At 71.1% G+C, this 13,337-nt stretch carries 10 protein-coding genes and 1 riboswitch; of the genes, 4 read left to right on the forward strand and 6 right to left on the reverse strand.

Translation table 11 applies throughout. The annotated features are described in order from the left end of the window. Positions 1-3: 3 nt before the first annotated feature. Positions 4-1,032 (reverse strand): VldE C-terminal domain-containing protein, encoded by a 1,029-nt coding sequence (locus ABNF97_RS09755; RefSeq protein WP_130461763.1) that lies wholly within the window; start codon positions 1,030-1,032, stop codon positions 4-6. A 3-nt stretch (positions 1,033-1,035) separates the two neighbouring features. After that, a riboswitch (cyclic di-AMP (ydaO/yuaA leader) is annotated at positions 1,036-1,166 on the reverse strand. Between the two features lie 231 nt (positions 1,167-1,397). Between ABNF97_RS09755 and ABNF97_RS09760 the strand changes: the two genes are divergently transcribed. Continuing rightward, positions 1,398-4,040: a phospholipase D-like domain-containing protein gene (locus ABNF97_RS09760; RefSeq protein WP_349338320.1), complete on the forward strand. Its 2,643-nt coding sequence runs from the start codon at positions 1,398-1,400 to the stop codon at positions 4,038-4,040. A gap of 90 nt (positions 4,041-4,130) precedes the next feature. On the opposite strand, the gene ABNF97_RS09765 is transcribed toward ABNF97_RS09760, so the two are convergent. Continuing rightward, positions 4,131-4,595 (reverse strand): cupin domain-containing protein, encoded by a 465-nt coding sequence (locus ABNF97_RS09765; RefSeq protein ID WP_349338321.1) that lies wholly within the window; start codon positions 4,593-4,595, stop codon positions 4,131-4,133. A gap of 111 nt (positions 4,596-4,706) precedes the next feature. Here ABNF97_RS09765 and ABNF97_RS09770 point away from each other — a divergent pair, with 111 nt between their 5' ends. Then, the gene (locus ABNF97_RS09770; RefSeq protein WP_165436646.1) at positions 4,707-5,183 is read left to right on the forward strand and encodes an Rrf2 family transcriptional regulator; all 477 of its coding nucleotides are present in this window, start codon (positions 4,707-4,709) and stop codon (positions 5,181-5,183) included. 126 nt (positions 5,184-5,309) lie between these two features. On the opposite strand, the gene ABNF97_RS09775 is transcribed toward ABNF97_RS09770, so the two are convergent. Together ABNF97_RS09775 and ABNF97_RS09780 are read right to left on the reverse strand one after the other, a co-directional pair. After that, the gene (locus tag ABNF97_RS09775) at positions 5,310-6,368 is read right to left on the reverse strand and encodes a TolB-like translocation protein (RefSeq protein WP_349338322.1); all 1,059 of its coding nucleotides are present in this window, start codon (positions 6,366-6,368) and stop codon (positions 5,310-5,312) included. After that, a complete protein-coding gene (locus ABNF97_RS09780) occupies positions 6,365-6,883 on the reverse strand; it encodes a SigE family RNA polymerase sigma factor (protein WP_130461768.1) in 519 nt (172 codons plus the stop codon). The genes ABNF97_RS09775 and ABNF97_RS09780 overlap by 4 nt, the downstream gene beginning before the upstream one ends. 154 nt (positions 6,884-7,037) lie before the next feature. Here ABNF97_RS09780 and ABNF97_RS09785 point away from each other — a divergent pair, with 154 nt between their 5' ends. Beyond that, positions 7,038-10,757 (forward strand): S8 family serine peptidase, encoded by a 3,720-nt coding sequence (locus ABNF97_RS09785; RefSeq protein WP_349338323.1) that lies wholly within the window; start codon positions 7,038-7,040, stop codon positions 10,755-10,757. 128 nt (positions 10,758-10,885) lie between these two features. On the opposite strand, the gene ABNF97_RS09790 is transcribed toward ABNF97_RS09785, so the two are convergent. Further along, positions 10,886-11,920: a saccharopine dehydrogenase NADP-binding domain-containing protein gene (locus ABNF97_RS09790; RefSeq protein WP_130461770.1), complete on the reverse strand. Its 1,035-nt coding sequence runs from the start codon at positions 11,918-11,920 to the stop codon at positions 10,886-10,888. A 101-nt stretch (positions 11,921-12,021) separates the two neighbouring features. Here ABNF97_RS09790 and ABNF97_RS09795 point away from each other — a divergent pair, with 101 nt between their 5' ends. Next, positions 12,022-12,969 (forward strand): helix-turn-helix domain-containing protein, encoded by a 948-nt coding sequence (locus ABNF97_RS09795; RefSeq protein ID WP_349338324.1) that lies wholly within the window; start codon positions 12,022-12,024, stop codon positions 12,967-12,969. A gap of 42 nt (positions 12,970-13,011) precedes the next feature. Here the strand turns inward: ABNF97_RS09795 and ABNF97_RS09800 are convergent, their stop codons facing one another. Next, a complete protein-coding gene (locus ABNF97_RS09800; RefSeq protein WP_130461772.1) occupies positions 13,012-13,218 on the reverse strand; it encodes a hypothetical protein in 207 nt (68 codons plus the stop codon). Positions 13,219-13,337 lie beyond the last annotated feature (119 nt).

Below are 13,337 nucleotides of genomic sequence, written 5' to 3' on the forward strand. Positions count from 1 at the left end.
GACCTAGATCAGTGACAGGTGTACGTGGTTGGTGTGGTCGCTGGACGGGTCGCCGTGCGCCCCGCCGTACGACTTCCAGCCGGTCGTCGGCAACCAGATCTGCCGGTACCAGATCACGTACAGCACACCGAGCCGGTCGGCGTTGCGGACGAAGAACGCGGCGAGGTTGTTGCCGTACATCCGGTCGGCACCCTTGGCGGCACCCCGGAAGCCGCCCTTCTCGGCGGAGAAGTCGCAGGCCCGCCCCTTCGGGTGCTCGTACGGGCCGCCGGAGCGGTAGCAGCCGGTGAACCGGGTGAAGCCGGCCCGGCGCGCCTCGGTGTAGGCGTGCAGGGTGCGCGGGGTGACGCAGCCCGTGGTGGTCGGGTCGGGCAGGCTGCACGACTGTGGTGGCCAGGAGCCGTCGGCGGCGCGTGGCGCCGGCCGGGCCACCGGTGACCTGGCGTTGACGAAGCCCCCGGTGGAGGCGCCACCGACCTGGGCCAGCGCCCGCTCGGCGGCCTGCTTCTGCCGCAGCATGATCGTGAGCTGCCGGCGCTCCTCGAGTACCTCGGCGTCCAGCGCCTGCTTCGCCCGGGTGGCCCGCTCCCGGGCCTGGTGCAGCCCGCGCAGCGCGTCGTTGTCCCGCAGGGCCACCGCCTCCAGGCCACGGGCGCGCTCCAGCAGTTCGTCGGCCGAGCCGCTGTGCAGCAGTACCATCACCGGGCCGATCCGGCCGGTCCGGTACGCCGCCCGGGCCACCTGTTCCACCCGGGGGCGCAGCTCCGCGATGCGTGCCTGCACCCGGCGGAGTTCGGCGGCGATCCTCGCCTGCCGAGCCTGGGCGTTGGCCAGCGCGTTCTTTGCCTGTAGGTAGCCTCGGCCGGTCGATTCGAGCAGGTCGCGCAGGAGCGGCGTGTCGCCCTCGTCGCCGAGGATGGCGGGGCTGTCCGCCTCCGCCACGCCGGGCCGGAGCGCCGCCCCGGTGAGCGCGCCGAACGTGGCGAGCAGGGCCAGGGCCAGCGGTAGCCGCCGACGTGTGGATCCGGTCATGCATGTCCCTCCGTCGCCCGCCTACCGAGTTAGCTGACGGGTTCGGGACGGAACAAGTCCCTACCGCGGTTGCGGACTCACCCCACCTACCTGGGTCCCCGGCTCACCCGAGAGTGATTCGGCGGCGGTCACGCCGGCGCGGAGGGGTGCGCCACCGGGCGAGACCGGGGTCAGCGTACCTGATCAACTGGGTCGAACAGGTGGATTTCGGAGTGATCCGGCGTGGAAATTGCCTCGGGGCGTGCCGGGAGGTACGTCGGCGGTGCCGGTGCGACGGACGGGCTGGAAATCGAGGGCGATCTTGGTAGCCTGATCCGCCGCCGGGCCCTCGGCGGCCTCCGTCGCCACCCCAGAGGGGAGTATCCATGCCTCGGCGTCTTCGATCGCTCCTGCTCGGCGTCATCGTCGCGGCCGGCTCGGGCATTCTGCCCGCCACCCCCGCCGCCGCCTCCGTCGCGACCGTCACCAGTGGTGACAGCACCGTGCTCTTCCTGCGGCCGAACCTCGACCCGGTGCCCGATTCGGTCTACGCGACCCCCGACCCCGGCCGGAACGGCGCGCGCTTCCTTCCCTACCAGACCCCCGGGCTCCGGGATCAGATCGCCGACCTGGTCGCGCTCGCCGCCCCCGGCTCCACCGTGTACGGATCGCTCTACACCTTTTCCGACCAGGGAATCACCGACAACCTGCTGGCGGCGCACGCCCGCGGCGTCAGCGTACGGCTCATCGTCGAGGCCTGCACCAGCGGCACCACCGCGTCCTGCGGGGCGCTGTCCAACCAGGTGAACCGACTCGTCACCGAGCTGGGCAGCTACCGTGTCGGCGCAGGCGGATCCTGGACCTGGCAGTGCCGCATCTCCTGCTCGTCCGGCGGGACCGGCATCAACCACAACAAGTTCTGGGTGTTCAGCGAGCTCTCCGACGGGCGTACCGACGTCACCGTGGTCAGTTCGGCGAACCCGACCAAGCCCCAGCAGCAGATGTGGCAGAACCAGGTGCGGGTCGACAACGACCCGGCGCTGGCCAGCGCTTTCCGCAGCTACGTCGGCCGGAAGCTCCAGGTCACCGGAACGGCGAAGTCGTACGAGCGCGGGCACGTCGACGCGGGCAGCACACGGCTCTGGTTCTCGCCACGCGAGTTGCCGAGCGCCAGCGAGAGCGCGACGATCGCGGAGTCGTTCAACCCGCAGAGCAGTCGCTCCGACATCGTTGCCGCCGCCATCGACGACGTGCAGTGCTCGACCGGCAGCTCCGACGACATCATCCGGATGGCCATGTGGGGTTTCCGGGCCGCCCGGCCCGAGGTGATCGACGCGTTGGGTGACAAGCAGGCTGCCGGATGCACCGTCGAGGTGGCCACCGGCGAGCACCAGGACGCGTTGCCCGGCCTGACCGCACGCGGCATCGGTGTCTACGCGATGGATCCCGGCGGATGCCGGCAGTCGTTCTTCACCGTCGAGGCCGGGGTCAACGGCGAATGCTCCGACGGCAGCATCCACTCCAAGTACCTCCTGGTCCAGGGTGTGTCCCGCAAGGACAACCAGCCGCACCGGTACGTCTACACCGGCACCCAGAACCTCACCAACGGCGCGTTGAAGAAGAACGACGAGACCTTCATGCGCCTGGACAACCCGGAAATCTACGACGGATTCGTCGCCGACTTCAACGCCATCAAGAACGCGGCGGTGACCATCTCTCCGGACCGGTACCCGAACGCCGGGTTCGCGACCGCGAACGCCGTGGCGACCGGTGACCAGTTCACCCCCGCGGTCGCCTCGATCCGCGACTCCGCCGGCCGGAACGTCACCGTGTCCGCGTTCGCCTCCGGCACGGCGAGCGGGCTGAACAACGAGATCCGGCTGGGCCGGTTCGTCGACGGAGTCCGCCGGTCCGAGGTGGTCGTGCGGACCGGAGGCAGCACCAGATGGAACTACCGCACTCCGGATGTGGGCCTCGCCAGCACCGGTGACGCGGTGGTGACCTGGGCCGACGACAGCAACGGCAACGGCGGGTACGAGATCCGCGCCCGCCGGGTTCGCCCGGACGGCACCTTGGGCCCGGTGGTCAACGTGAACTCGATCGCCGACGGTGACCAGAGCGAGCCGTCGATCGCGGTCCTGCCGGACGGGCGGTACGCCGTGACCTGGCAGGACGTTTCGACGGCCGGTGCAAGCTCCATCCGGTACGCCTCGTTCTCGGCGTCCGACGCCCGGCTCTCCCCGCTGACCGGCGGCTACGACGCCCCGGTCCAGGCCGTGCCCGGTGGCACCTACCGCAAGCCGGACGTGGCCGTCACCTCGGCCGGCACGGTGGCCATCGCCTGGGAGGACGACGAGGACGGCAACGGCGGGTACAGCATCCGGGCCAAGACCGGCACCCTGGCGGGCGCCTTCGGCGGCACCGTGGCGGTGCACACCGGATCGCTCTCCGACGGTCAGCAGCGCGATCCGGCGGTGGCCGTCGCGGAGTCCGGCACCTGGTACGTCGCCTGGTACGACGGGCACACCGGCCGGACCGGCTATGACGGCAACCCGCAGTCACAGATCTACGTACGCGGATTCACCGGCTCCACGGCCGCCTTCGCGCCCCGGACCATCAGCGGCCCGATCCACCGGTGGAGTACCGGTGCCAACGGCGCCTACCAGGTCATCACCCAGACTCCGTACCAGTCCGACCGGGTGGGCCGGCAGGCGCGTCCGGACATCGCGGTGGACGGCTCGGGCAACGCCGTGGTCACCTGGCAGGAGAGCGGCCAGGTGACCGGACTGACCAGTGCCAGCAGCGGCACCGAGGTCTGGGCCCGGGGAATCGGTCCGGACGGGACGAACGGCAACACGTTTCCGGAGAGCCGGCTGAGCGTCTTCACGGCGAACCGCCAGGACCAGCCGGCGATCGGGATGGACCCGACCGGGATGTTCACGGTCGTCTACGCCGATGACTGGGACGGCAACGGCGGTACCCAACTGAAGATCCGGTACGGCCTGCGCAACTGCGCCCAGACCTGCTGACCGTCGGTAGGCCCGGTAGCGACGCGACACCGGGCCGGGCGGTCATCTGCGGCCGCCCGGCCCATCCACCGGGGCCATCTGAGGTCGTGGTCAGCCGCGTGCCGCCCACACCGGGCTCTCCACGTAGTGGTTGTCGTAGCGGTCCTGGGTTTCGCCGACCTCCTGCCAGGTGGCTTCGCCCTGGTGCACCCGGTCGAGGAGGCGGTAGTAGTCGAACCGGGGCTTGCCAGGGGTGATCACGACGAGGAAGTCGGCGTCCTGACCGGCGGCGGGGGCGAAGGCGTGCGGGGTGTTTGGCGGAACGAAGAGCGTGTCTCCCTTGTGCAGGGTGTGCAGCTCGTCGCCGACGAGCATTTCGAGGGCGCCGTCGAGCACGAAGAACAGTTCGCCGGAGCGGGTGTGCAGGTGCGGTGGTGCGCCGTCGGTGCCGCTCCTGAGCAGGGTGCGGTTGCTGGTCAGGGTGCCGCCGGTGTGCTCGGGGTCGAGTAGCAGGGTGATCACGCTGGTCGGGTCGCTCTCCAGAACCTCGGCTTCGGCTGCGCGTACCAGGGTCATTGTCGGCTCCTTCGTTGCTTCGCTGATTCCTGGACACTACGAGTCCAGGATTGGTGTGCGCTAGCGATCATGACCGGCGTCACAGTTTCTGGACATGTAGAGTCCAGAACTATGCGGATGAGTCAGGGCGTCGAATGGGCCCTCCACACGTGCCTCAACCTGAGCTGGCTGGACGACCCGGTGCCGACCGGCACGCTCGCGGCGTTCTACGAGCTACCGCCGGCATACCTGAACAAGCAGCTCCAGGCCCTGGTCCGGGCCGGGATCCTGACCTCGACCTCGGGGCCTCGCGGGGGCTTCCGGTTGGCCCGGGCCCCGGAGGAGGTCTCCCTGCTGGACATCGTCGCCGCGATCGAGGGCCCGGAGGAGCTGTTCCGGTGCGACCAGATCCTCCGCAAGGGGCCGGGGGAGCATGCCGGCGTCGACTATCGGCAGTCCTGCGCGTTCGCCCAGGCGATGCGTGGCGCCGAGCTGGCCTGGCGACGGGAGCTGGCCGGTAAGAGCGTGGCGGACGTCCGGGCCGACGTCGAGCGCGGGCAGCCCGATGCCCCGGCCAACACCCGGGCCAGGATCGCGGAACTGCGCTAGCGGACGATCCCAACGGTACGGCCGCCGGCCGACCCCCGGCGCCGCGATCGGCTGGGTGCCGCCGTGGCGTGGCGGCACCCAGCCGGAGTGTCCGGAGGGAGTCGAACCCCTACCTTCGATCCCCAGTTACGAGCAGGTGACGGTGATGTCGTTGGCAGTCACCGCATCGGGGCGCAGGGGCACAACCTGGACGACCTGGCCGGCGAGGTTGACGGCCCGCACCTCCGACCCCTCGAAGCCATCGGTCCAGTGCCGGAGAACGAGATGCTCGTCGTCGATCCAGGCGATGATCTGGTTCTGCCCGCTCAGCCGGATGGTCCGCTGGGCGGCTCCGGTGTCCGTCGCGACGATCCTGATCGGGGCGTCAGGGAGAGGGTTGTGCAGCGCGATCCGGGTGCCATCGGGGGAGAAGGCGTCCGCCGAGGTCAGTGCGGCGGTCGCCGGCAGGGTGCGCGCCAGCCGCCCGGAGCGGTCGTAGAAGCGGATGCCGGTCACCTGGTCGGCCTGGCTTTCGCCGCCGTCCTGGGTGATGGTGCGTGCGACCTGGTTGCCGCCGTCTGCCCAGACGAAGCCGTGGGCGCCGGTGTTGTCCGCATAGAGGTCCACCTTGGCGAAGGCGCTCTTCAACGTCACAGCGTCGACGATGGCGAAGCCCTGGTCGCCGAGCCGCGGGGCTACGGTGAACAGGATTTCCGTGCCGTCGGGCGACCAACTGCCCGGCCCGGTGTAGCGGTCGATCCAGCGCACAGCGTCCGGGTCGGTCGGGTCGAGGATGCCACTGCGCAGTGGGCTGGTCGAGGTGTCCTGGCCTGCCTGCACCAGCACCCGGGTCCCGTCCGGAGACGGCACCACGCTCTGGTACGGCAGCTCGATGTACGTCCCGGTAGCGTTGCGCAACAGGGATCTCGTCGTGGCGTCCTGCGGGTCGGTTGTGCTGTAGGCACTCACGACCAGCGGACAGCTCGTCGCGCCACCGAACTGCGAGTTGTTCCCGCCGGCCGCCCCCAGGCCGAGGGGGACCGCGGCGGCGACGAGCGCTACGAGGGCGCCGGTGGTCACGGCCATGCGTACGCGGTTTTCGCGCCGGACCCGGCGCACGACGGCGGGTCCGATACCAACCGGCGGCGGTACGGCGCCGAGCCGGTGGAACGCCTCACGCACAGCTCGGTCCAGGTCGGTGCTCATCGTCGGGTCTCCCGTAACTCAAGGCTGTCAAGGTCTGGGCAGAGTGCGCGCAGCCGGCTGAGGGCCCGCGTGGTCTGGCTGCGGACCGTTGAGGGTTTGCAGCCGAGCAGGTGCGCGATCTCGTCGTCGGCAAGATCCTCGAGGTAGCGCAGCACGAGCACCGCACGGTGCTTCGGCGCGAGCTGACGTAGCGCGTCCTGCAATGCCAGGCTCAGATCGATCCGGGCGGTGGCGTCCGGTGCCGTCCGCTGGTCCGGAACACGATCCGTGCTCAGTTCACGGCTGTGTCCCGGCCGCCGCCACCAGCTGACCTGCTGGCGATACATGGCGCGGCGCAGGTACGCCTCCGGCGAGCCCTGGATGCGTTTCCAGTGCCGCAGCGCTTTCGCCAGGACTGTCTGGAGAAGGTCCTCCGCGTGGTGGCGGTCCCCGGCCAGGGCCAGGGCCGTACGGAACAGCACGTGAGACCGGGCCTCGACGAACGACACGAATTCGCGCTCGGTCTCAGCGTCCACCTGACCACCGCTTCAGGTGCCGGAGACGCTTCAGGTGCCAGCAAGCGGGGGCGCGTTGTTCAGTCATGCCCAATAGACGCAGCCTGGGCCGCGGCTGCTGCTTGATGATCGTCACCATCTGGATGGCAGCACCTGGGCGCGCACGCGCGTCTGGATGGGCATGACACTCAAGAAGTCTGTGCTCGCGGTGGCGCTGGCCATGGCGACGGCGCTGGCAGTCGCCGATTCGCCTGCGTCCGGCCTGGCTGCCGGTCCCGAGCGCGCCGTGCTGGCGTCCCACATGTCCGGGCAGTCCGTCACGCTCATCACCGGGGACCGGGTCATCCTGACCCGTTCGGCGCACGGTCGGGACGCTGTGGCGGTGGATCCCGGGCCGGGCCGGGACAGCTTGCTGTTCCAGCACCACCGAGACGGCGCCGGGCACGTCGTGGTCATCCCCGAGGACGTGCGGGCGCCGCTGGCCGCCGGACGGCTGGACCGGCGCCTGTTCGACGTCACCGCTCTCGCCGAGCAGGGCTTCGACGATGCTCACAGCCGCGACGTCCAGCTGCTGGTCTCCTTTACGGCGGGCAGGTCCGCGCCGGCCGCTGTTCGGACATCCGGGGCCAGGATCAGTCGCGACCTGCCCAGGCTGCGCATGTCGGCGGTGACCGAGCCGAAGCGCAGGGCGGGGGAGTTCTGGCGCACGGTGCGGGGGGCGCAGCCGGACGCGCCAACGCTCGCGCCCGGGGTGGCCAAGGTGTGGCTCAACGCGCGGGTGGCGGCGTCCCTGGACCAGAGCGTGCCGCAGATCGGCGCGCCCGAGGTGTGGCGGGACGGACTCCGTGGTGACGGCGTCACCGTTGCGGTGCTCGACAGCGGCTACGACGCGACTCACCCGGATCTGGTCGGTGCGGTCGACGACGCGCGGGGATTCACGGACGCTGGCGGGCAGGACGTGACCGATCAGACGGGGCACGGCACCCACGTGGCATCCATCATCGCCGGACGCGGCACCGCCTCGGGCGGCCGATACACCGGCACGGCGCCGGGCGCCAAACTGCTGGTGGGCAAGGTGCTCGGCGACGACGGGCACGGGTTCGAGGACTGGATCATCGCCGGCATGCAGTGGGCAGTCGACCGGCACGCCCGGGTCGTGAACATGAGCCTCGGCGGGCCACCGACCGATGGCACCGACCCGCTCAGCGAGGCGATCAACCAGCTCAGTCGCGAATCCGGCACGCTCTTCGTCGTCGCAGCCGGCAACGACGGCACCGCCGGTTCGGTGGGCACGCCCGGCGCCGCCGACGCCGCGTTGACCGTCGGCAGCGTTACCAAGACCGACGACATCAGCGCATTCTCCTCCCAGGGGCCGCGCGTCGGTGACGACGCGGTCAAGCCTGACGTCACCGCACCGGGTAGCGACATCGTGGCTGCGCGCGCGGCCGGCACTCCGGACGGTGACCGTGCGCCGGTCAACGACCACTACGCCCGGCTGTCGGGCACCTCGATGGCGGCACCGCATGTGGCCGGAGCCGCGGCACTGCTGGCCGCGAAACACCCGGACTGGCGGGCCGACCGGCTCAAGACGGCGCTGATGACGACCGCCCGCCCCGCCACCGGCCACTCGGTGTACGCGCAGGGCGCCGGCCGGATCGACGTCGGGGCCGCGGCCCGGCAGCCGATCTCCACCGACGTCGGATCACTCAGCTTTGGCCGGTTCAGCTGGCCCTATTCCGCGCAGCGCTCGGTAACGAAAAAGATCACGTTTCGCAATGACGGATCCGAGCCGGAGACGCTGACGCTCGGCCTCGGCACCCGTGACTCCAGCGGTGCACCTGCCCCGGGAGGCGTGTTCTCGGTTGCTCCCGCATCGTTGACCGTGCCCGCCGGCGGCACTGCCACCGCGGCCGTCACGGTCGACCCGACCGATGCCGCGCCAGGCCTGTTCGGCGGGGCCCTGACCGCTACCTCCGCCGGTGGTCAGGCGGTGCGAATCGTGCTGGGGGCGAGCTTCGAAGTCGAAAGTTACCACCTGACGCTGCGTACCCTGGGCCGGGACGGCCGGCCGACGGACCTGGTCGATCTGGGTGTTCTACCGGCAGACCCTTCGTCGCCGGCCCAGTATCCGTTTCCCGACGCGGACGGACAGGCGGTGTTGCGGCTGCCCAAGGGCGAGTACGCGATCGCCGGTTTCATCGCCACCCCGGCGAACGACGGATCGGCGGCCTCGGCAACGGCGGTGATCCAGCCGAAGTTCGACATCGGTGGGGACACCACCGTCACGCTGGACGCGCGCGCCGGCCAGCCGGTCGAGGTGCGGGTGGCCGGCGAGCCGACCGCCCGGCAGGTGCTGCGCAGCGACGCCATCGCCTACCGGTTGGGCACCACCACCTTCGAGTTCGGCGCCATAACCGGGGGGGATCTGCCGTTCTACGCGGTGGGCGCCCGTGACATCGAGGGCCTGGACTACTACACCTTTGCCACCTGGGCACGCCCTGACCTGACACTCACGGTTTCCGCACCGGAGCAGTTCGAACTCCCCGTCCGGTACGCCGACACCAGCCCTCGGGTGACGGGCGACCGGACCTACCGGGTGGTGGACGCGGTTCTGGGGCGGCCAGAGGACCTCACCAAGGTGGACGTGCGGGGAAAGCTCGTCCTGCTCCGGCTCGACGACAGCATCGCCCCTGCCGAACAGCTCGACGCGGTGGTCCGTGCGGGCGCCACCGCGGCGCTCTATCCACAGTCGGGGATCTTCCCTCTGCCCTTCTTCGAGCCGACCGCAGTGCCGGTGCTCGCCACCAGAGCCTCCTCGTTCTACCGGCTCGCCGCACTCAGCGCAGCCGACCCGGCAACCGTCCAGATTCACGGGTACGCCGAGCGCAGCCCGTACTCGTACCACCTGGCGGCGGTCGAGCACCGCGGCCTGCCCGCCGGAGCGGTCCGGCGCTTCGATCGGACCCGACTGGCCACCGTCGACACCCGGTACCGTGCGCTCGGCGAACCGAGCCAGGGCTCAGCACGGCTCTTCGACTTCCCGCGCGGGTTTCCCGGCTTCGTGAGTGGGCTAACCGTCGACCTGCCGATGCGCCGGCTGAGCTACTACACCCCGGGGGAGTGGTTCGCGCACTTCCACCTGGACGGCGCGGACGCGATCCAGGCCAGCGAACCGGTGACCTACCGGCCCCGGGACTGGTATCACTCGGAGTGGAACGTCCCGGTGATCGGTCCCAAACTCGTGCCCGTCCCGACCGGGACCGGCGCGGACGTGCCGGCCGCGCTCAGGTCGGGAAACACCATCTCGACGGTGGTCAGGGGATACTCCGACGCCACTGCCGGCCGGTACGGGCTGATCGCCTCCGCCTACGACAGCGGCACGCTCCGCCTGAGTCGAAACGGCCAGGAGATCGGCGAACCGGGGAGGACCGATCGCGGCGAGTGGCAGGTGCCCGCAGACACCGCGACGTACCAACTGCGGCTGGACAGCGTCCGCGACTCGCCTGCCTGGCCGCTGTCCACGCGGACCAGCGCCACCTGGACGTTCCGGTCGACGCCCACGGACGGGGCCCTACCGCTGCTGGTGGTGAGTTGCCGGGTCCCGCTCGACGAGTCGAACACGGCGCGGGCGGGTCACCAGGAACCCTTCACCATCTCGGTCGCCCGCCAGCCCATGGCGAAACCGGCCACGATCGACCGGGTACGCGCGTGGTCGTCGTTCGACGAGGGCCGGACCTGGCAAGCGCTCACCGTCTACAAGGCCGCAGACGGGTGGCGGGTCACGCCGCCCTCGGGAGGGCGGTCAGGTGACTACGTGTCGCTGAGGGTCAGCGCCACCGATACGGACGGCAACGCGGTGGACCAGACCACCATCCGCGCCTACCGGCTCAGATAGCACGAACGGATACCATCGAAAAGCCGTTTCTGCACGGCAACCTCGACTCCGCCGGGACTCGGGCAGGGCTGACCTGCCCGAGCGAGGAGATCACTCGGCATTTGAGGCTGAGCGGGCAGCGGCTCCAGCTACCGGGCTTCGGTGTGCAGCTCCAGGTGCGCGGCGAGGGCGCGAAGGAAGTCCGGGGCGTCGAAGACCGCGCCCGCGGAGGCGACGCCGGTGGTCCTGGTCCGGCCGGTGAGAATGCGGTCGACGGCCTCCACCGCGAGCGGTGCGCTGATCGCGTAGATGTCCTGGCCGGCGGCGACCATCCGGCGTTCCGTGCCGGCGGAGCGGACGAGGACGTCGACGACGAAGGTCTGCGCGGAGCGGCCGCGCTCGTCGACGGCGGTCGGTGTCGGGGCGTCCGGGGCGGACAGGTCGGCGGCCGCCTTGGCGGTCAGGTAGCTGCGCACCTCCGGGATGGCCAGGTGGCTGGGCACGGTGACGATATCGGCCATCGAGAACTCTCCGATGACCTCCTGGGCACCGAGCGGAGCCGGGAAGGGCCACTCCAGCGTCGGCAGCGCGTCGTCGTGGTACTCCAGCCGCCCGCCGGTGTAGCGGACGCGCCGGCCGCCCCGGCGCTGCCCGGAGACCGTGCCCGAGGCGAGCGTTCCGGCGGTGGGGTGCCAACCGCTCAGGCCGTACGCGACGTGCGCCTCGTCCGCCGCCGTCCAGTCGCCCATCGCGGTGGTGACCAGCAGGTCGCCGAGGCCGCCGTAGAAGGCCATCGCCGGGACCACCACGATGTTCGCGGCACGGGCCCGCTCGGCGAAGTGCGCGAACGTGTCGACGTTCGCCTCGATCTCGGCCGCGACGTCGACGTACGGGATGCCGGCGCGCAGCGCCGCCTCGACCAGCGGGGCGGCGGTGGTGGCGAAGGGTCCGGCGCAGTTGATCACGGCGGCCGCGCCGTCCAGCGCGCGGTCGAGCGAGATCGGATCGTCGACCGACGCCTGCCGCCCGTCCAGCCCCGGTCGGGTCTGCGCCAGTGCCAGCAGCCGGTCCCGGTCGCGCCCGAGGAGCAGCGGGGCGTACCCGCGCTCGCGCAACTCGGCGACCACGAACCGCCCGGTGTGCCCGTACGCGCCGAACACCGCCACCTGCCGACCCGATCCCATTACCGCTCCCACCAGCTCGTAGTGATCCGCTACGAAGATCCTGTCCCCGTCAGCTCACCGGTGCCAGCGTCCGGAACGACGCGACCCGTACAATTTCCGACATGAGTTCTCGCCCGCGCTCCGTCGTGATCGCCGCCACCGACGGGATGCTGCACTTCGAGCTGGCCCTCGCCTACGAGGTGTTCGGTTCCGCCCCGGACGCCCTGCCCGGCCCCTGGTACGACGTCCGGGTATGCGGCACGCACGCCGTCCGGGTCGGCCGGTTCCTGCTGGAGCCGGACTGCGGGCTGGACCGGATGCCGCAGGCCGACACCGTGATCGTCCCGGCCCTGGCGGACGTCGACGAGGAGCCGCCGGCCGACCTGGTCGAGGCGGTACGGGCGGCACACGAGTCGGGCGCCCGGGTGGTCTCGCTCTGCACCGGCGCCTTCGTGCTCGCCGCAGCCGGCCTGCTGGACGGGCTGCGCGCGACCACGCACTGGGCGCACACCGCGCAACTGGCCGCGCGCCACCCCCGGGTCGAGGTCGACCCGGACGTGCTCTACGTCGACAACGGCAGCGTGCTCACCTCCGCCGGCAAGGCCGCCGCGATGGACCTCTGCCTGCACCTGGTCCGCCGCGACCACGGCTCGGCGGTCGCCAACGTGGTCGCCCGGCGCCTGGTCGTGCCGCCGCACCGGGCCGGTGGCCAGGCGCAGTTCGTCACCACCCCGGTGCCCGCCCAGGACGACCATCCGCTGGCCGAACTGCTGCCCTGGGCGATGCGGCGGCTGGATCAGCCACTCACCGTGGAGGACCTGGCCCGCCAGGCGAAGATGAGTTCACGCCACCTGGCCCGGCACTTCCACGCGGTGACCGGCACCACCCCGCTGCGATGGCTGCTGACCCAGCGGATCCGCCGCGCGCAGGAGCTGCTGGAGACCACCGACGACAGCGTCGACACGATCGCCTCGGCGGCGGGCATGGGCACGGCGACGACCCTGCGCCGCCACTTCCAGCGCACCATCGGCGTACCGCCGGACACCTACCGGCGTACCTTCCGGACCTGAGGAGCGGCACGCCGCAGAACCGTCGACCCCGGCCGGCGGCGATCAGCGGTCGCGGGGGTCCTCGGAGTACCGCTCACCGCTGGACGGCATCCCCACCGCGTCGCGGGGCGGCGTCCGGCGCGGGTCGTCCAGCGACCTCGCCTTGGCCGCCTCGTCCGCCCATTCGCTCCGGTCGGGATTCTGCTGCTGCCCCGCCTCGTCGGCGCGGGCCGAGCCGGACTTCGCCTTGCCGGATTTCTGGCGGGCCATGACGTTCCTCACGTTCCTCTGCCGGTCGGCGCGAACGCCGTTCCGGTACCTGGTCGGACGATCCGGCCTTCCCCGACTGGGTACCGGCAAACCCGACCACCGCAGCGGCTACCGGCGCG

This window comes from Plantactinospora sp. B6F1 (assembly GCF_040120695.1).
In the GTDB taxonomy this organism is placed as follows: Bacteria; Actinomycetota; Actinomycetes; order Mycobacteriales; family Micromonosporaceae; genus Plantactinospora.